Below are 19,226 nucleotides of genomic sequence, written 5' to 3' on the forward strand. Positions count from 1 at the left end.
TCAGAGAATCAGTTCGGTGTTGGCGATGATCTCTTCGCGTAGTTCCAGCAGTTCCATGGAAGTGTGCTCGCGCGGACGGGGCAGATTGACGGTGTACTCCGTCTTGATGGTGCCGGGCAGCTTGCCTTCCATCAGCACGATGCGGTCGCCCAGGAAGAGTGCTTCGTCGATGTTGTTGGTGACGAAGAGCACCGTGCGTTTGTCCTGTTCCCAGATGCGGGCGGTTTCCACCTGCATGTACATGCGGGTCTGGGCGTCGAGCTGGCCGAAGGGTTCGTCCAGCAGCATGACCTTGGGCGAGTTGGCATAGGCCCGTGCGATGCCCACGCGCTGCTTCATGCCGCCCGACAACTGGTGGGGGTAGTGGTTTTCAAATCCTTCCAGGCCCACCATCTTGATGTAGTGGTTCGCGATGTTGTGGCGCTCGGCCGCGGGCACTTTGCGCAGCTTGAGGCCCAGCTCCACGTTGTCGCGCACGGTTTTCCAGGCGAAGAGCATGTAGCTCTGGAAGACGATGCCGCGGTCCGGCCCGGGGCCGGTGATCGGCTCGCCGTCCAGGGTGACGTAGCCCTTGTCCGGGATTTCCAGGCCCGCGATGATCTTCAGCAGGGTGGACTTGCCGCTCTGGCCGGGGCCGAGCACCACCAGGAACTCGTTTTCATAGACGTCCAGGGTAATGTCCTTGATGACCGGCACTTCCTGGTTGCCCTTCTGGATGAAGGTCTTGCTGATGTCCTCGCAGTGGATTTTCAGAACCGGAGGACATTTGGCGTTCTGTTGGCTCATGTGTCTATCCTTCTGTCGCTTAGACGTTGTCGATGCTGCGCTTCCAGGGGCAGAGCTTGCGCTCGAGAAGGGAGACGCCCAGAGAGCTGATCCAGGCCGCCGCCGCGATGAGCAGCATGCCGCTGAGGACCAGGGAGGGATTGTGCGTGTCCATGCCGCGCTTGATCAGGAAGCCCAGACCGTCGCGGGAGTTCATCAGTTCGGCGGCCAGCACGCAGGTCCAGGCCGCGCTGAGCGAGATCTGCAGGCCTGCGAAAACCGCCGGGAAGGAGGCCGGGAAGCAGACGTGGAAGATTTCGTCCCGGCGCTTGCCGCCGAGCACGCGGATGACGTCGTACAGGTCCGGGTCCACCAGGCGCACGCCGTTGTAAGCGTTCAGCAGGCAGGGCACGAAGGTGCCGATGATGATGATGAAGACCTTGGAGAATTCGCCGATGCCGAACCACAAAATGGCGATGGACACCCAGGCGATGGGCGGCATGGGCTTGAACAGGTCGAAGAGCGGCTTGACGATGCCGTGGACTGTTTTGTTCAAAGCCATGAACAGGCCCAGAGGCACGGCCACGACGCTGGCCAGGATAAAGCCGATGATGACGCGCTGGAAGCTGGCCCAGATGTGGCCCCAGAGGTTGGTGCCCGCGAATTTCATGCCGGTCAGGCGGATCATCTGATCCAGCACCTGGGCGGGCGTGGCCAAGGAGTCGCGGAAGATTTTTTCAGCCGCGGTCCAGTGCCAGAGCGAGAAAAAGGCCACAATGGACACGCAATACAGGAAGTACGTGTTGGTAATCAGTTTATAGAGCGTAAACCGTCCGCGTTCAGCCGCATGGTCGACGGTTTCGTTGGCAATGGATGAAGACGCCATGAATTACCTCCTGATGCCGGCCAGCAGCCTCTTTTCGATATAGTCGATGATGATCCCGATGATGGCGCCGGAAACGCCCACGCAGATCATGCCGAGCACGATCAGGTCAGGCCGGGCCACGCGTCCGCCCATGGTGATGAGGAAGCCCAGGCCGGAGTCGGCGGCCAGCAGTTCCGCGCCCACCAGGTTGGTCCAGCAGTAGGCCAGAGCAAGCTGGAGCGCGCCGAAAACCATGGGCAGCGAGGACGGGATGCACAACTGGGTGAAAATCTGCCAGTCATTGGCCCCGTAGGTTCTGGCCATCTGGATCAGCACCGGGCTGGTCATGCGCACGCCCACGTAGGCGTTGATCACGCAGGGCACAATGCCCGCGATCCAGATGATGAACACCTTGCCGGTCAGACCGATGCCGAACCAGAACACGGTGAGGGGAATCCACGCGATGGGCGGGATGGGCCGGATGAGTTCGAAAATGGGGCGGAACAGGCCTTCGGCCACTTTGAACCAGCCCATGGCCAGGCCCAGGGGCAGGCCCACCAGCAGCGCCAGCACGTAGCCGATGGCGGCTTCCTGCAAGCTGGTCTTGAAGTGGGTCGCCATCACGGCGCCGTCGGGGTTGGGGTTGGTCAGTTTGTCTATGAAGGCGTCGAAAACCTGGCTGGGGGCGGCCAGCAGAGTCTGGGGAATCATGCCCGAGCGCACCGCGGTTTCCCAGATAAGGAAAAAGGCGATAATGCTGATATAGGGGAGCGCTCGAAGCAGAGGCGGTTCTTTTACAACGACAGTCTGATAAGCCATAACATCCTCCGGGCTGCGTTGGTATGGTCAGGCGCGCGCCTCACCACCAGCGGATAAGTTCCGTGACCTGCCTGCGCAGCTCCACAAATCTGGGATCAATAAGTTTGCGGGGGCGGGGCAGGTCCACCTGGATTTCCGCCTTGACCTTGGTGGGCTTGTTGGTCAGCACCAGAATGCGCTCGGCCACGTACACGGCCTCCTCGATATTGTGCGTGACGAAGAGGATGGTGCTGTTCAGCTTTTGCCAGAGATTGACCAGCTCGTCTTCAAGGTAGAAACGCAGCTTCACGTCCAACTGTCCGTATGGCTCGTCCATGAGCAGCAGATCGGGGTTCACGGCGAAAGCGCGCGACACCGCGATGCGCTGCATCATGCTGGCTGAAACCTGGTTGGGATAGAGGTCGGCGCAGGAGGAAAGGCCGACAAGATCCATGATGTCCGAGGCGCGCTGTTCGCGCTCGGCTTTGGGAACCCCTTTGACTTCCATGCCGTAAGCCACATTTTCGCGCACGGTGCGCCAAGGCAGGCAGGTGGGTTCCTGAAAGACGTAGGCGATGTTGTGTTTTTTGGGATTGGCTTCCTGCCCGTCGATGAGGATATCACCCTCCGTGGCGGGCATCAGCTTGGACAGGCAGTTCAGAAATGTGGTCTTGCCGCAACCGGTGGGACCGACGATGGCCAGTAACTCCCCTTTTTTGATGGTGAAGTTGATGCCATCAAGAACGGTGAGAGCGCCAAAACGTTTGGTGAGATTATTCACCCGGATTTTGACGTCAGCTTCTTCCTGACAGGGCACTGGCAGCTCCTTGCGTTGACGTGAGGGACTCCGTGGGACTCCTTTGTGAACCCCGGTTGGGGTTTTGCCTCAAACCGGTAAGCTGTAAACTAAAGAAAGAGTAAAATTTCACTATACGTACTTCTACCGCGTCCATATCCCCGGCATAGGGGGGCGCGACGGGCGCGGAAGTGCCCGTTGCAACGCGGCGATGCCTTTATTTCCCTTGTCAGATGGGAACAACATACGGGTTTATTTGAGCATTGTCACCTCCCTTTGGGTTTTTGCCGAAAAATTTGTGAAAGATGGCACATGTTTTATGACGCCATTGCGGCCGTGCCAGCCGCGAGGGCGGAGCGGCAGATGCCGCTCCGCCATTGATCCTGTTTGTGTCAGCGCGCCATGGCCAGCAGCTTGTCCAGGCTGGCTCCGGCGTCGCCCAGCAGCAAGGTGACGCCGGGCTTGGTATAGAGGGGGTTGTCCACGCCCGCGTAACCGGGCTTTTCGTCATAGTTGCAGATGATCACGGCCTTGGCCCTGTCCGCTTCCAGAATGGGCATGCCGTAAATGGGGGTGCCTTCGGCGGTGTTGGCCGCCGGGTTGACCACGTCGTTGGCGCCCACGATGATCACCAGGTCCGCGTCCGCGAACATGGGATTGACCGTGTCCATTTCCAGCAGATGCTCGTAATCCACGTTGGCTTCGGCCAGAAGCACGTTCATGTGGCCGGGCATGCGGCCCGCCACGGGATGGATGGCGTAATTGACCGTGGCGCCACGTTCCTCCAGCACATCGGCCAGTTGCTTGACCTTGTGCTGGGCCTGGGCCAGGGCCATGCCGTAGCCGGGCACGATGATCACGTTCTTGGCGGTCTTGAGCGCCTGTGTGGCGTCCTGGGCTTCCGCCTTTTCCGGCGCCGCCTCGGCAGACGCGGCGGGCGCCGCGCCCGATGCGAGCTTGACCAGGTTGCCCACGGTCTGGGCGGCGTCGCCCAGCATCATGATTACGCCGGGCTTGGTATAGAGGGGGTTGTCCACACCGGCGTAGCCGGGCTTTTCATCATAGTTGCAGATGATCACGGCCTTGGCCTTGTCCGCTTCCAGAATGGGCATGCCGTAAATGGGGGTGCCTTCGGCGGTGTTGGCCGCCGGATTGACCACGTCGTTGGCGCCCACGATGACCACCAGGTCCGCGTCCACGAACATGGGATTGACCGTGTCCATCTCCAGCAGGTGCTCGTAATCCACGTTGGCCTCGGCCAGGAGCACATTCATGTGGCCGGGCATGCGGCCCGCCACGGGATGGATGGCGTAGTCGACTTCGGCGCCGCGTTCTTCCAGCGCGTCGGCCAGTTGCTTGACCTTGTGCTGGGCCTGGGCCAGGGCCATGCCGTAGCCGGGCACGATGATCACCTTCTTGGCCGAGGTCAGCAGGCGGGCGGCCTCCGAGTCGGCGTCTTTGGCGGGCTCGGCCTGGGCGGCGGCAGCGGAAGCGGGAACCTGCCCGGCGGCGTAACCGGCCAGCGCGCCCACGGTCTGGGCGGCGTCGCCCAGCATCATGATTACGCCGGGCTTGGTGTAAAGCGGGTTGTCCACACCGGCGTAACCGGGCTTTTCATCGTAGTTGCAGACGATCACGGCCTTGGCCTTGTCCACTTCCAGAATGGGCATGCCGTAAATGGGGGTGCCTTCGGCGGTGTTGGCCGCCGGGTTGACCACGTCGTTGGCGCCGATGATGATGGCCAGATCGGCATCCGGGAACATGGGATTGACCGTGTCCATTTCCAGCAGGTGCTCGTAATCCACATTGGCTTCGGCCAGGAGCACGTTCATATGGCCGGGCATGCGGCCCGCCACGGGATGGATGGCGTAATTGACCTTGGCGCCTCTGGCCTCCAGGGCGTCGGCCAGCTGCTTGACCTTGTGCTGGGCCTGGGCCAGGGCCATGCCGTAGCCGGGCACAATGATCACGTTCTTGGCCGTGGTCAGCAGGCGGGCGGCCTCGGCGGCGGTATCCGCAGCGCCCGTTTCGGCCGGAGCGGCGGCAGCGGAAGCGGGAGCCTGTCCGGCGGCGTAACCGGCCAGCGCGCCCACGGTCTTGGCCGCGTCGCCCAGCAGCATGTAAACGCCGGGCTTGGTGTAAAGCGGGTTGGGCACCCCGGCGTAGCCGGGCTTTTCATCATAGTTGCAGATGATCACGGCCTTGGCCTTGTCCGCTTCCAGAATGGGCATGCCGTAAATGGGGGTGCCTTCGGCGGTGTTGGCCGCCGGGTTGACCACGTCGTTGGCGCCCACCACCACGACCAGATCGGCGTCCGCGAACATGGGATTGACCGTGTCCATTTCCAGCAGGTGCTCGTAATCCACATTGGCTTCGGCCAGAAGCACATTCATGTGGCCGGGCATGCGGCCCGCCACGGGATGAATGGCGTAATTGACCTTGGCGCCTCTGGCTTCCAGGGCGTCGGCCAGCTGTTTGACCTTGTGCTGGGCCTGGGCCAGGGCCATGCCGTAGCCGGGCACGATGATCACGTTCTTGGCCGTGGTCAGCAGCTTGGCGATTTCAGCGTCCTTCTGCGCGGCGGCCTGAGCGGGCTGCGCGGCCTTGGGGGCCTGGGACGCGGGCGCTTTGGCGGCGGCTGCCGTCCGGACGCCGGATTTGCCGGCCACGGAGGATTGGCCCAGCAGGATGGGCATCAGCTTGCGGTTCATGGCCTTGCACATGACGCGGGTGAGCATCAGACCGGCGGAACCCACAATGCCGCCCACGGCGATGAGCAGCGGGTCGGACACAGCGAAACCGGCGATGGCGCAGGAAATGCCGCCCATGGAGTTGAGCAGGGAAATGGTGATGGGCATGTCCGCGCCGCCCACCCGGATGGTGAAGACGATGCCGAACAGCGCGCCGGTGGCGAACATCACAAAGATGAAGAACCAGGGAAGGAACGTCGGCGCAATGTTGTAAATGCACAGGGCAACGAGCATGATGCCCAGCAGGATGTTGATGATCCGACTGTGGTTGGAGAGCACGATGGGCCGTTGCGGCAGCAGCTGGTGCAGTTTGCCCGCCGCCACAAAGGAGCCCGCGATGGTCGTCATGCCCGAGCAGAGAGCGAGACAGGCGTCAATGCGATGGAATGCGGAGGGCGTGCCCACGTCCGTCAGCATGATCAGGCCCACCAGGGCCGCGGCGCCGCCGCCGAAGCCGTGCAGGAAGGCCACCAGCTGGGGCATCTGGATCATCTTGACCTTGTTGGACAGGAACAGGCCGAAGGCCGTGCCCAATGCTATCGCCACCCAGAGGGTCGGAGAGCCGAGCGAATTGTCCTTGTACATGGTGATGAGAATGGCGCAGGCCATGGCCGCGGCGCTGAGGATATTGCCGCGCACGGCCGTCTTGACGTTGCTCATCAGGTTCAGGCCGTACAGGATGGCCAGAGCAAGTACGGCGGCAATGACGTTGTAAAGTAAGGTGCTCATTTCGCAGACAACTCTCTATTTTTCAGGGGTCATTCGGGACGGCGGCGAAAAGAGTCCGCTAGCGCTTTTTCCCCGCGATCATCTTCAACATCTTGTGGGTGATGTCGAAGCCGCCAAAAACGTTGGTGACGGCCAGCGCGATGCCGCAGCCGCCCAGGAACGCGCCCAGGGGGGTGGTGGCAAGATGGGTGGCCGTCAGGGCGCCCAGAATGATGACCCCGTCGAGCGCATTCATGCTGGACATCAACGGCGTATGCAAAAGGCTGGGAATATGGCTGAGTACCTTGTAGCCGATGACCAGCGCGGCGACAAAGACCAGTAAAAGAATGAACATGCTCAAGAGGGCTGCCTCCGCAAGTTAAAAATCTCACCGTAAACGCGGATGAGGGGAGCGCGCGGCCAAGGGGCCGCGCGCTCCTCCGCAATGCCTACAGACCGGCTTCTTTGGCGCCGGCGTGGACGATTTCCTTGTTGATCGTGGTCAGCGAGGAAGCCACGATGGGATCGTTGCGATCCAGCACGATCTTGCCGTCCTTGGCCAGGAAGGCAAGCAGGTTGTAGATGTTGTGGGCGAACATCCAGGTGGAGCTGGTGGGCATCATGCCGGGGATGTTCTTGATGCCGCTGATGGTCACGCCGTAGGCCGTGATTTCCTCGCCGGCCTTGGTCAGGGCGCAGTTGCCGCCCTGGTCGATGGCCACGTCCACGATGACGGAACCGGGGGCCATGGATTTGACCATTTCCTCGGTGATCAGCACCGGAGCGAGCTTGCCGGGAATCAGCGCGGTGAGGATCACCATGTCGGCGTCCTTGATGACCGGTTTGATGGCCTCGATTTCCTTGGCCAGCCATTCGTCGGGCAGGCGCTGGGCGTAGCCGCCCTCGCCGACGGCCACGTTGGCGGGCACGCCGGTGTCGAAAGCCTTGGCGCCCAGCGACTTGGCCTGTTCGGCGGCGTCGGGACGGATGTCGATGGCGGTGACCACGGCGCCCAGGCGTTTGGCGGTGGCCACGGCCTGCAGGCCGGCCACGCCGGTGCCGATGACCACGACGTTGGCGGGCTTGATCACGCCCACGGCGGTGCCGACCATGGGCATGAACTTGCTCATGTAGTTGGCGGCCATGAGCACGCTCTTATATCCGGCCACGGTGCTCATGGAGGTCAGGGCGTCCATGCTCTGGGCGCGGGAAATACGCGGAATGCCGTCGAGGGTCAGGCTGATGCAGCCGGTGTCGCGGAGCTTTTTCATGGGCTCGCGGTTCACCGGGGCGGCGGGATGCAGGAAGGTGATCAGGTACTGCCCGTCGCGCAGCATGTCGCTTTCGTGCTTGTTCACGTCCTTGTTGAACAGGGGCTCCTTCACCTTGAGGATGACGTCGGCTTTGGCGAAGACTTCTTCCGCGCCGTCAACCATGGTCGCGCCGGCGGCCACATATTCGTCATCGGAGAAGAACGAGCCGTCGCCGGCCGTTTTCTGCACGAGCACGGTGGCGCCTTCGGCGACCATCTTTTTCACAGTCTCGGGGGTGGAGGAAACGCGGCCTTCGCCGGGCATGATTTCTTTGGGAACACCGATGGTCATACCTTGAAATTTCATGGATGCTACTCCTTAATACGTTGGAAGTGCTGATGGTATGGAGCTTCCCTACAGGCCGCCTCGGGCCAGGGCGGGGCACACTTCCGCCTGAACCTGTGGAGGCCGCCGCAAGACAACCGGGCGAATCGCCGGCTTGTTGCCGATGTTGCAAAAAGGGGACATGCCGGGCGGGGATGAACTCCCGGGCATGTCCCCCGTTTCAGGACGGTTCCGCGCCTGGCGGCGGGAACGGCCTTCTACGCTGCTCCGCGCTCCGTGAGGAACGCGGCGGACATGCGATGATCCGTGTTAGGCCTTCACCACCTGGAAGGCCTTGTCCAGAGCCTTCAGGATTTCGTCGATCTCGGCCGTGCCGGCGATCAGCGCCGGGGCCAGGCAAAGGGTGTTGTTCAGTTCGCGGAAGCAGCGGCTGGTCTTGCCGATGATCACGCCCTGCTTCATGCATTCGCCCACCACGGCTCCGGCCGTGGCTTCGGACACGGGCTCCTTGGTGGTGCGGCTCTTGACCAGTTCGAGCCCGCAGAACAGGCCCTTGCCGCGCACGTCGCCGATGATTTCGTACTTCTTTTCCAGAGCCTTCAGGCCGTCCATGAGGTAGTCGCCCATCTTGACGACGTTCTCGAGAACCTTGTGCTCTTCCATGTAGTTGATGTTGGCGTAACCGGCGGCGGGACCGGCGGTGCAGCCGCCGAAGGTGCTGATGTCGCGGAAGTAGCTGTCGCGGTCGGAGGGGTCGGCCAGGAAGTCCTGGAAGACCTGCTCGGTGGTCACGGTGCAGGAAATGGGCGCGTAACCGGCGGCCACGCCCTTGGCCATGGTCACGATGTCGGGCTGGACGTTGAAGTGCTGGTAGCCGAACCATTTGCCGGTTCTGCCGAGGCCGCAGACCACTTCGTCGATGATCAGCAGCAGGCCGTACTTCTTGCAGATTTCGGTCAGGGTTTCGTAGTAGCCTTCGGGCGGCACGATGACGCCGCCGCCAGCGGTGATGGGCTCGATGATCACGGCACCCACGGTGTCCGGATCTTCCTTCTGCACCACGGCTTCAAGCTCGCGGGCGAATTTTTCGCCCAGGTTGGTGGTGCCGGCGGGGTAGGGCGAACGGTATTCGGAGCAGGCCGGGAATTCCACGAAGCCGGGGGTGAAGGGGCCGTACTGGTTCTTGCGTTCTTCCTGGCCGCAGGCGCTCAGCGTGGTGATGGTGGTGCCGTGGTAGTCGCGGTTGCGGTAGACGATCTTGTATTTCTTGCCGCCGTGCTTGAGCTGGGAAATCTGGCGGACGATCTTGAAGGCCTTTTCATTGGCTTCGGAACCGGAGTTGGAAAGATACACGCGGCTCATGCCGGGCATCTTCTCAATCAGTTTTTTGGAGAACTGGATGGTGGGGATGTTGCCGAAGCCGTTGGCAAAGTAGCAGAGCTGCATGAGCTGGTCGCTCACGGCCTTGACCAGGGTTTCGTTGCCGTAACCGAGGTTGACCGTCCAGACGCCGCCGGAAACGGCATCCAGATACTCTTTGCCGTAGATGTCCTTGATCCGCATGCCCTTGCCTTCGACAAAAACAGTGGGATCGGATTTTTCAAAGACTTTGTGCTGGGTGAGGTGATGCCAGACGTATTTTTTGTCGTCGGCGATCAGTTCAGCGGCATTAAAGGACTGGGCCATGATTTCCTCCAAAGAAAAGGTTTCCGGAATGGTTGCCTTCCCCTCCGCGACGCGGCGAAGAAGGGCGACGGTCAGCTCAACACCCCGGCGGCCATGCGACCGGGGACGCCGCTTGCGGGAATATCCGCGCGGCTGTGCCGCCGGGGCCGAAACCGCTTGCGCCGGTCTTCGTGCTCCCGCGGCCGGGAAGAACCCTGAAGCCGGCGGGCATGCGCCTCGCGCGGCATTCGGTTTTTTCGTTTTCTTTGGCAGGGCCGGAACTCATGGCGACCTCCCGGAATGCTGCCGGAACTGGCAATGAGGGTCTGACGGCGGCCACTTGCATTTCTATATAAGCAATCCTTGTGCCAAATCGAACGTGAACCGGATGCCGTGCAATAGCAGCGGGTTATTCCGCCGGGCCCGCGCGGCGCGCAAAGTTCTTCAGTCAAGAGTAAGTCGATTGTGACTTGTGTCCGTTCAACCTCCCGTTTTCATGTAAGTCCATATCGACTTATGATGCATAAGTGACTTGTTACCGGGGGCGGCCTGGGGAGGGATGTCTATAAATACGCCCAGAAAGCCGCACCAGACGTTTTTTTCTTCGTCCGTGTGCCCCTATAGCGGCTTTGGAAATACGTCGGTCGTGATATGGCCTGGCGTTACGGCTCTGTCCGCTCCTCTTCTCGCGATGGGCGGGCCTGTGCCTGGCGTGTGTGGCTTTTTTCCCAAAGCGCCGCCCCGTATTTTCAGAGGCAATCGCAGAGGGTGCGGGCCCGCAGGGATTTGAGGCGGATGGAGCCGCTCAGCAGCTCCGCGCGCAATTCCTTGAGGCGGCGTTCCAGGTCTGGCGGCGCGTTCTGGCCCGCCGCGGCAGTGAAGGCGCGCGGGTCCGTAATTCCCACGCCATCGTTGCTCAGGTCGTAGGTGATGATTTTTTTGCCCTGAAAGTTGCCACGGGACGCGGCGGCCACGATTTCGTACACGGCCCTGTCCGCCCGTTTCAGGATGGAGGTCAGCACATGGCCGGGCAGAACTTGGGCCTGGTCCGTATCCAGGCCTACAATATATATGCCGCGCTCCCGCGCTTCCGCCAGCGCCCCCTCGTTGCCCGCGCCGGCGGCCAGCGCCAGCACGTCCGCGCCCTGGTCCAGCAGGCGGCGCGCCTCCCTGCGGGCGGTCCCGGCATCGGTGAAGGAACCGGCCAGGGCGTTGATGACCCGGATTTCCGGATCAATGAGTTGCGCGCCCCCGCTGAAGCCGCTGAACAGGGAGCGCAGCGCGGGCGTGTCCTCGCCGGAAAGCCAGCCCACGGTCTTGTCCCGATTGATGCCGGGCAGGCCGGTCCGGCCGGTCAGCATGGCCGCCGCGGCCCCTGCCAGATAGGCTGCCTGCTCGTCGGCAAAGGTGACGGACATGATGTTGGGCGCGCGTATGCCCGCGTCAATGCAGCCGAACATGGTCTTGCGGAAGTTGGCGGCATTGTTACGCAGAATTTCGTGCAGTCGGTCGGACGCCACCAGGACCAGATCCGACTCCCGCGCGGCCTGGCGGAAGGTTTCCTGCTGGTCGCTTTCCGGCGGGGCGACAAGCACCTTGGTCCGGAGAGGGAAATCACGCTCCGCTTTGGCCAGACCGGCGCGCAGCAAATCCGTCCAGGGTTGGCCGCCGTCGTGTTCCAGCAGCAGGGTCACGCGCAGGGGAGAGGCCGCGGACGCGTTCTCGCCGGACTGCGCAGGTTGCGCGGGCGCCCCGGCCAGGGCCGTTCCGGCGGCAAAAACAAGGACGGCAAGCAACAGTCCGAACAGGTGGGCAACGGTCCGGTGCTGGTAAAAACGCGGCATAGTCTATTCTCCTCGGCGGCCGGAAATAGCGGGCACGGCGGCATCGTGCCGGACGTGCCGCCCGGCGCGCCCTATGGCAACGGATGTAGTGTAGGACCGCGCGGCGCGTCCGGCAAGCCTCCAGATGCAGAGGGCATGGGCTGTGAAATAAATAACTAGTATTTTTTCCCGCCCCATGCTAGATATCATCGTACGCGAGGAAGGCCGGCCATAAAGGCCGCGCCGCCTGTTGTTATTTCTGCCTGTAAGGATGGTCAGCATGCCCACGGATACGTTGCCCCCCTGGTTGGACACACAAGCGATTGAAAAAGCCCTGAGCCGAGAAAGCGCGCCGGACAGCGCCGAGCTGCGGGATATCCTGGATAAATCGCTGGCCCTGGAGTCCCTGGGCATCCAGGAAGCCGTCGCCCTGATGCGGGTCAGCGACGCCGAACATCTGGCGCTGCTGCTGCATACGGCGGATCAGGTCAAACAGAAAGTCTACGGCGACCGCATTGTGCTTTCCGCGCCGCTGCACATTTCCAACTACTGCGGCAGCGAGTGTCTCTATTGCGCCAACCGTCGCGGCAATACGGCGGTGGAGCGCAAATATATGACCCCGCCGGAAATGCGCGAGGCCGGGCGCAAGCTGATCCGCCAGGGACACAAGCGGGTTTTTCTGGTCAGCGGCCAGCTGCCCAATGCGGACGTTGAATATCTTGAGGAAGCCGTCAGCGTGCTGTACACCGCCTTTGACGGCGTGGGCGAGATCCGCCGGGTCAACATCAATGTGGGCCCGCTGAAGGCTGAGGAGTATGCCCTCCTGCAGGCCGCGGACGTGGGCACGGTGCTGATTTATCAGGACACCTACCATGAGGCGAGTTATCGCGCCGCGCATGTGAGCGGCCCCAAGAGCGATTACCTGGCCCGCCTGCACGCCCCGGACACGGCTTTTCAGGCCGGGGTAGGGGATGTCGGCCTGGGCCTGTTGCTGGGCCTGGGGCCCTGGCGGTACGACCTGCTGGCCGTCATGCTGCACGCCGCGCATCTCACGCGGGTCTATGACGCGGGCAGCCGCACCGTGAGCATGCACCGCCTGCGCCCCACGCCCGGCGGCCGGTTCAAGACGCCCTATCCGCTCAGCGACGGGGAATATCTGCGTTGCGTGGCCATCACCCGTCTGGCCGTGCCGTATACCGGCATCGTGTTGACCACCAAGGAGCCCGCCGGGCTCTGGCGCGACGGCTGCAACGCGGGTTGCTCGCAACTGCTCACCGGCAGCGTGGCCAACCCGTATGAGAGCTGGGTTGAAGCGCCGGGCGAAAAAACGCCCTTTCCCATCGGCGAGGATTGCCATGTGGACGAGGTGGTGCGCTTCCTGCTGGAAGAGGCCCGGCACCTGCCTTCCTTCTGTACGGCCTGTCCGCGTCTGGGCCGCAGCGGCCATGAATTCCTCTCCATGGTGCAGGAATGCGGCATGAAGAGCCAGTGCGGGCCCAATTCCATGGCCTCGTTCATGGAGTTCCTGCTCAATTACGCCACGCCCTATACCCGCCGGATGGGGGAAAAGCTGATTTCCGAAAAGCTGGACGGCCTGCCGGAGCATGAGCGCGGCGCTGCGGAACGCCTGTTGCAGAAGGTCAGGTCCGGACGCATGGACGAGTTTATTTAGAGTAATTTCAAAGTGAAATTGCTCTAACGCCGCACACAATGCGGCGCGCCGCGAAGACCGACCCGACGGGCGGCCCTTAGGGCCGTGCCTGTAGTCCAAAGGGCGTAAGGGTATCGAGAGCAACGCGGCGTGGATTCCGGCAAAGCGACCAAAGGAAGCCCGGAGGGCCGTCCCCGTTGGCGACAACGGAGCCATACGGGGATCGACAGCAGCGAGAACCGCGTTTTTTACCGGAATGACCCCTTTGAAACGGGTCGCGCTTCAAACGTAATCTGCTCTGGGGCGGTTCACGAAGGGGCGTCAGCCATAGGCGCGGCATCGGTCGGCGCCCTCGGCAACGACAAAAAACGTATTGCTCAGCGCTTCCCTGGAGCTTTTCACACTGCTTTCGACAACCGCCGCCGCTGCCTCCACGGAAAATTCGTCCGGAGCCGCGGCGGCGGCGACGTTCGGAGAAACGGCGATATCCGGATTTCCGGGAGAGGACGCCGGGGGATTTGACGCCGGGCCGCGCGCGGGGTAACTCCCAGAAAAATGACCCGCGCGGGGGAAGATCTTACATGGCCGAGAGGGGTTGGAGCGGTGCCGTGCAACAGTGGAGTGCCGCTTCCGCGTCTCCGGCCGGGGCGGGCCCGCCGAGCGTCAGCGTTGCGGATGTGGGGTCACAGCATTGACCTGGAGCGGTTCACGCATGAAATGCGTCAACCGCTCTGCAAGAGTTTGCAGACAAATCCTTGCCGCGAAATGCGGGCAGGCGGGCTTTGCCCGCCGTAAACGAGCATTTCAGTGGAAATGCCCTGGGGGCTGTTTCTAAATTAGGATTTTCATCCTCTGCCAAGGGCGCTGGCCGTTGGCGCGCTGGCGGCTTGCTTGATCCGTACGGCTCACAAGGTTCGCCTACGGCTAAAGCTCCTTCGTCGCAACGACTAAGGCAAGGCGAGTCTTGGGCGGAGGGAGTATATTCAACATATTCGACCTTCGCACGGGGCGAGCCTGACACAGGCAGAGGGTGAAAGGACAATTTAGAAACAGCCCCCTGGTGAGATATCACGCCTCACCTGTCGGTTCAGCGTGAAGATAACACAGCAAAAAACGTGGTTTTTGCTGTGCTTACGCCGCCTGCGGCGGCGCGCAACCCCTTGCGGGTTTGCGACATGTGTCGCGTCAAGCGACACCAGCCTGAAGGGAGCAACGCGTGGCGGAACGATGGAGCGACATATATTTCGACAAACAGGACAGGGATATCCTGGCTCTGGTCAACCGGATTCTGGAATCCCATTGCGGAGCTTCCGAGGATTGCCTGTTTGATCCCAATCTGCATCCGCACGGCATCAAGGAAATGGTCGCCACGCCGGTGTCGCGCATGGCCTACGCGGTCATCAACCTGCTACGCAACCTGGAGGCCGGGGGCACCCAGGCCAGGGATCGTCTGCTGGCCTTGCAGACCCTCTATGACGAGGTGCTCAACAGCGCGCATTCGGCCCTGCGCCGCAATACGGCCCGCGTGCTCATGCAGATCATGAAAAGCATGGTGCGCGCTCACGGCCAGCGGCTGGCCCAGCTCAAGCTGGCGCATGATTTCCGCCGCGTGGTTCAGGGCACGCCCCGGGTGGTGCGGCGCATGCTGGCCCGCTACCATTTGCCGGAAATGCCCGAAACCTGGAACCAGCTCGCTTTTGACGACCACGTTTACGACGCCAACACCAAGGGCCGCAAAACCCCTACCCACCTGATCATGGACGCCTGGATCAAGGGCCTGCGGACCCTCACCGTGGCCTATGAGTACTGGGTGGACCCGGAGGCGGCCAGGGAAATCCTGCGTGCGGCGGAAATCACCGGCATTGCCGTGCGTATCGGCCTGGAATTCCAGGTGCCGTTTTACGACCGCTTCGCCAGCCTGTTCTGGATTCCGCGCGGCTTCAGTTCCAATGAGGACTTTCTGGAATTCCTGCACAGTCCCAAGGTGGCCGCCATGATGGCGCAGGGGCGGGAAGTGCTGCGCTGGCGGCGGGAGCGTGTGCTGCGGGTGCTGGCCGCCTGGAACGAGCTCCAGCGTCCCCAACTGGCCGAGGCCTGGGGCGTGCCCGTGCCGGAACTCACGGTGGAGGATTTCCTGCATTTTGTGGGCCGGGGCCAGCCGTCCGCCCTGCATCTGGCCGAATGCCTGCACCGGCATGTGCTGCCCTCGGCCAGAGAGCGCGCCGCCAAGCTGGCCGGGCAGGAGGGCGAAGTCGTCCGCGCCGAACTGGAGACTCTGGAAAACCTGGGCCCGGACGCGATTACCGACAACTGGCTCTCGCCCGCCAAGCATCCGGAGCTGCCGGACCTGAACCGGCCCGCGCCGCCGGAGGAGATGCCCGCGCTGCTGCGTCTTTCGCCCTATGAGCTGACGCGCGAACTTCAGGAGCTCAATCCCGGCTACCGCCTGGTGCTCGGCACCGCCGGTCTGAACGTCGAGGATGTGGCCGAACTGCTCTGGGATTGCCGGGGTGCCGTCACCCATCTGGAAATCTTCAATATGAAGGGCTGGATGGAAGGCAAGATGACCGACATCGGGGCCATCGGCGAATTGCAGCGGGCCCTTAATCTGGGTCTGGGGCCGCGCGTCAAGCAGATGGTGCGCCAGATGATCCGGCATACGGAGCAGCGGGGCGACGACGCCCGCGCCGTGAAACTCCGGGAGATTCTGCGCAATCTGCCCAAGCTGTGGGAGCACTACCGCCATAACCCGCTCAAGTCGCGCCTGGGCACCAGTTCGGCCAGCCGCCGCTCCTTCGGCATGGGCCTGGTGCTCAAGGAAACCCTGCCCCGGCGCTCGCTGGCCGAACTGAAACGCAAACAGCGGCACACGCGGCCCATTCCCATCTGTTCGCCGGTGGAGGAGCGCCTGACCTTCCGCGCGCCGGAGAACCCCACGTTCTGGCAGCGCCTGGGCGCGCGCCTGCGCCGTCTGCCGGGCTGCCGCCACCTGGGCATGGAACGGCGCCGTGAGTGGAAGACCGCCAGCGAGGACTGCCGGGTCTGCGCCAACGGCAATGTTGCCAATCTGGGCGGCCTGAACCTGGTCACGGGCAACAACCTGCTGGGTAAAAACGGGGCCTGCGATACGGCCCGGCCCGGATTCGCCTATCTGAACAGCGCGGTCAGCAATTGGCTCAAGGTGCTGCTGGGCTTCATTCCGGCGTTTTTTTCCTTTCTCTATACCCAGGACTGGTGGTTTCTGGCCTGGTTCGGCACCTTCATCTGGTTCGGCATCACCGGCGTGCGCAATGTGGTCCAGATGGTCCTGGCGGCCAAGGGGGCCACGCGCGGCACGCTCATCCACTGGAAGGAGCAGGTCAGCATCAGCCGCTTGTGTGATTCGCTGATGTATACCGGCATTTCCGTGCTGCTGCTGGAAGTGATGGTGCGCGTCTGGCTGCTGGAGGACGGTCTGGGCGTGACCGTGGACGGCAATCCCACCCTGGTCTTCACCGTGCTGAACATCGTCAACGGCTTTTATATCTTTGCCCATAATGTGTTCCGGGGCTTCCCCAAGGAAGCGGCCATCGGCAATCTGTTCCGCAGCGCTCTGGCCATTCCGGTTTCCTCGCTTTACGACTTTCTGATGTATGAAGGCATGCTGGGCATCGGGGTGGAAAATCCCGAACTCTATCTGGTGCCCAGCGCGGCCGTGATTTCCAAGATGGCTTCGGATACGGTGGCGGCACTGATCGAAGGCTATGCCGACAGTCAGGTCAACCTGCGCATGCGCCGCTGGGACTACAAGAGCAAGGTGAGCAATGTCTTTGCCTGCTATACCCGGCTGGAGCTGCTCTTTCCCCAGGAAGAGGCCCTGATCAAGCTGGCCCGGCCCGGCGGCCTTGAGGGGCGCGGCGGGGCGAGAGGCAGGGAGCTGGAGAGGGCTTTCATCATCAATGCCCTGGATCTCATGTATTTCTGGTTTTACCAGCCGCGCGCGCAGGACGCCTTCCGCCTGATGGTGCGCAATATGCCCGAAGCCGACCGCAATGTGCTGGCCCGCGCCCAACTGGTGCTCACCCGTGAGCGCGAGATCAGCCAGATGCTGGTGGACGGCCTGTTGGGACGCAATTTTTCGCGGCCTTTGGCCTTTTTTCTGGACAAACGCAAGCAGTATCTGCGCAGCCTGACCAGGCTCTGCCGTCCGGGCAGGATGCGCGAGCCCGGCTGCTTCCATTGATTACATCCGCCTGAATCGCGCGGCGCCGCAACGGCGCGCGGACGTTACTCGGCCGGAGACCGGGACGCTTTGTTCCGGTCTCCGGCTTTTACGTGAAAAAAAATTCTTTCTCCCTGTTACGCCAACACGTCAGCTTTGTTGAAACAATTTATTGTTTGTTTGAACATTCCATGCTTGTACCAAAAAGAACACGACTTTTTCGCAAGAGACGCCTTGCCACGTTGTTTTGCATGAGGTATTCTTCTTACAAGATATCTTTCTTATTATTACAGGTTTTCCCAGTGTGGGAGAGCCGCGCAACATTAAGGAGTCGTAGATGAGCACCGATGTCAAAAGCATGCACATGGGGCAGATTACCTCCTTCTTCATCCCTAACGTCACCCTGGTGGGCGAAGGCTGTTCCAAGGAAATTCCCGCGCGCCTGAAAAGCATCGGCGGTACCAAACCGCTGATCGTCACTGACCAGGGCATCGTTAAAGCCGGTATTCTGAAGCAGATCACGGATATTCTTGACAATGCGAAGATGCCCTACGCCGTTTTCGACCAGACCGTGCCGAATCCGCAGGATAAAAACGTGGATGCGGCCTTTGAAGTGTATAAAAAGGAAAAGTGCGACAGCCTGATCACCCTGGGCGGCGGCAGCTCGCACGACTGCGGCAAGGGCGTGGGCTTCCTGGCCGGCAATGGCGGCAGAATCCATGACTATGAAGGCGTGGACAAATCCACCAAGCCCTTCCCCCCCTATGTGGCCGTGAACACCACCGCCGGAACGGCTTCGGAAATGACGCGCTTCTGCATTATTACCGATACCTCCCGCAAGGTGAAAATGTGCATCGTCGACTGGCGCTGCACCCCCAGCGTCGCCATTGACGACCCGCTGCTGATGATGGGCATGCCCCCGGCCCTGACCGCCTCCACCGGCATGGACGCGCTGACCCACGCCGTGGAAGCCTACGTCTCCACCGCCGCCACGCCCATGACCGACGCCTGCGCGGAAAAAGCCATTGAATACATCAACCGCTATCTGCGCCGCGCCGTGGCCAACGGCAGAGACAAGGAAGCCCGCGAAGGCATGTGTTATGCCCAGTATCTGGCCGGTATGGCCTTCAACAACGCCAGTCTCGGCCATGTGCATGCCATGGCCCACCAGCTGGGCGGTTTCTACGACCTGCCGCACGGCGAATGCAACGCCATTCTGCTGCCCCATGTCTGCCAGTACAACCTGATCTCCAGCCGCCGCCGTTTCGCGCGTGTGGCGCGCCTGCTGGGCGAGCGCACCGACGGCCTCAGTTCCACGGACGCTTCGCAGAAAGCCATCACCGCCATCAACATCCTGTCCAAGGACGTGGGCATTCCCGAAGGCCTCGTGGCTTTGGGCAAGAAATACGGCAAGGACGTGCGCGAGGAAGATATCCCGATCATGACCGGCAACGCGCAGAAGGACGCCTGCACCCTGACCAACCCGCGCATCATGACCGACGAGGCTGTGGCCGCCATTTACAAGGCCGCCCTGTAGCGTTTCCGGCGGTAACGCCTGACCTTGAATAACAAAACGGCATAGCTCTGTGAGCTATGCCGTTTTTTC

Annotated in this window: 12 protein-coding genes; 3 read left to right on the plus strand and 9 right to left on the minus strand. The window is 62.0% G+C overall.

The window, feature by feature from the left end; translation table 11 throughout:
* From HMPREF0326_RS06690 to HMPREF0326_RS06730, 9 genes are all read right to left on the minus strand, one after another.
* Complete coding sequence (locus tag HMPREF0326_RS06690) at window positions 1–786, minus strand: ABC transporter ATP-binding protein (protein ID WP_008685275.1); 786 nt, start codon at window positions 784–786, stop codon at window positions 1–3.
* Window positions 787–805: 19 nt separating this feature from the next.
* Entirely contained in the window at window positions 806–1,651 is an 846-nt protein-coding gene (locus HMPREF0326_RS06695; RefSeq protein WP_008685276.1) for an ABC transporter permease, read from the minus strand.
* Window positions 1,652–1,654: 3 nt separating this feature from the next.
* Window positions 1,655–2,449, minus strand: coding sequence for an ABC transporter permease (locus HMPREF0326_RS06700; protein ID WP_008685277.1), 795 nt, complete (start codon window positions 2,447–2,449; stop codon window positions 1,655–1,657).
* Window positions 2,450–2,489: 40 nt separating this feature from the next.
* Window positions 2,490–3,245: an ABC transporter ATP-binding protein gene (locus HMPREF0326_RS06705; protein WP_008685278.1), complete on the minus strand. Its 756-nt coding sequence runs from the start codon at window positions 3,243–3,245 to the stop codon at window positions 2,490–2,492.
* Window positions 3,246–3,616: 371 nt separating this feature from the next.
* On the minus strand, window positions 3,617–6,703 hold the full coding sequence (locus HMPREF0326_RS06710; protein ID WP_020990345.1) for an NAD(P)(+) transhydrogenase (Re/Si-specific) subunit beta: 3,087 nt from the start codon (window positions 6,701–6,703) through the stop codon (window positions 3,617–3,619).
* Window positions 6,704–6,761: 58 nt separating this feature from the next.
* A complete protein-coding gene (locus HMPREF0326_RS06715; protein WP_020990346.1) occupies window positions 6,762–7,037 on the minus strand; it encodes an NAD(P) transhydrogenase subunit alpha in 276 nt (91 codons plus the stop codon).
* Window positions 7,038–7,131: 94 nt separating this feature from the next.
* The gene (locus HMPREF0326_RS06720; RefSeq protein ID WP_008685286.1) at window positions 7,132–8,301 is read right to left on the minus strand and encodes an NAD(P) transhydrogenase subunit alpha; all 1,170 of its coding nucleotides are present in this window, start codon (window positions 8,299–8,301) and stop codon (window positions 7,132–7,134) included.
* A 288-nt stretch (window positions 8,302–8,589) separates the two neighbouring features.
* On the minus strand, window positions 8,590–9,966 hold the full coding sequence (gene tpa / locus HMPREF0326_RS06725; protein WP_008685288.1) for a taurine--pyruvate aminotransferase: 1,377 nt from the start codon (window positions 9,964–9,966) through the stop codon (window positions 8,590–8,592).
* Between the two features lie 728 nt (window positions 9,967–10,694).
* Window positions 10,695–11,789, minus strand: a complete 1,095-nt coding sequence (locus HMPREF0326_RS06730; RefSeq protein WP_020990347.1) for a BMP family lipoprotein — start codon at window positions 11,787–11,789, stop codon at window positions 10,695–10,697.
* 259 nt (window positions 11,790–12,048) lie between these two features.
* Between HMPREF0326_RS06730 and hydG the strand changes: the two genes are divergently transcribed.
* From hydG to HMPREF0326_RS06745, 3 genes are all read left to right on the plus strand, one after another.
* On the plus strand, window positions 12,049–13,440 hold the full coding sequence (hydG, locus tag HMPREF0326_RS06735) for a [FeFe] hydrogenase H-cluster radical SAM maturase HydG (RefSeq protein WP_008685292.1): 1,392 nt from the start codon (window positions 12,049–12,051) through the stop codon (window positions 13,438–13,440).
* Between the two features lie 1,195 nt (window positions 13,441–14,635).
* Complete coding sequence (locus HMPREF0326_RS06740; RefSeq protein ID WP_008685293.1) at window positions 14,636–17,641, plus strand: hypothetical protein; 3,006 nt, start codon at window positions 14,636–14,638, stop codon at window positions 17,639–17,641.
* Between the two features lie 316 nt (window positions 17,642–17,957).
* Entirely contained in the window at window positions 17,958–19,157 is a 1,200-nt protein-coding gene (locus tag HMPREF0326_RS06745) for an iron-containing alcohol dehydrogenase (RefSeq protein ID WP_008685294.1), read from the plus strand.
* Window positions 19,158–19,226: the final 69 nt, after the last annotated feature.

The organism is Desulfovibrio sp. 3_1_syn3 (assembly GCF_000145315.2).
Taxonomy (GTDB): domain Bacteria; phylum Desulfobacterota; class Desulfovibrionia; order Desulfovibrionales; family Desulfovibrionaceae; genus Desulfovibrio; species Desulfovibrio fairfieldensis.

What these genes read in the sequence shown, in the direction of transcription:
- HMPREF0326_RS06715 (WP_020990346.1), bottom strand. Translation starts at nt 7,037, where the DNA reads ATGTTCATTCTTTTACTGGTCTTTGTCGCCGCGCTGGTCATCGGCTAC.
- tpa (WP_008685288.1), bottom strand. Translation starts at nt 9,966, where the DNA reads ATGGCCCAGTCCTTTAATGCCGCTGAACTGATCGCCGACGACAAAAAA.
- HMPREF0326_RS06745 (WP_008685294.1), top strand. Translation starts at nt 17,958, where the DNA reads ATGAGCACCGATGTCAAAAGCATGCACATGGGGCAGATTACCTCCTTC.
- HMPREF0326_RS06730 (WP_020990347.1), bottom strand. Translation starts at nt 11,789, where the DNA reads ATGCCGCGTTTTTACCAGCACCGGACCGTTGCCCACCTGTTCGGACTG.
- HMPREF0326_RS06720 (WP_008685286.1), bottom strand. Translation starts at nt 8,301, where the DNA reads ATGAAATTTCAAGGTATGACCATCGGTGTTCCCAAAGAAATCATGCCC.
- HMPREF0326_RS06710 (WP_020990345.1), bottom strand. Translation starts at nt 6,703, where the DNA reads ATGAGCACCTTACTTTACAACGTCATTGCCGCCGTACTTGCTCTGGCC.
- HMPREF0326_RS06690 (WP_008685275.1), bottom strand. Translation starts at nt 786, where the DNA reads ATGAGCCAACAGAACGCCAAATGTCCTCCGGTTCTGAAAATCCACTGC.
- HMPREF0326_RS06695 (WP_008685276.1), bottom strand. Translation starts at nt 1,651, where the DNA reads ATGGCGTCTTCATCCATTGCCAACGAAACCGTCGACCATGCGGCTGAA.
- HMPREF0326_RS06700 (WP_008685277.1), bottom strand. Translation starts at nt 2,449, where the DNA reads ATGGCTTATCAGACTGTCGTTGTAAAAGAACCGCCTCTGCTTCGAGCG.
- hydG (WP_008685292.1), top strand. Translation starts at nt 12,049, where the DNA reads ATGCCCACGGATACGTTGCCCCCCTGGTTGGACACACAAGCGATTGAA.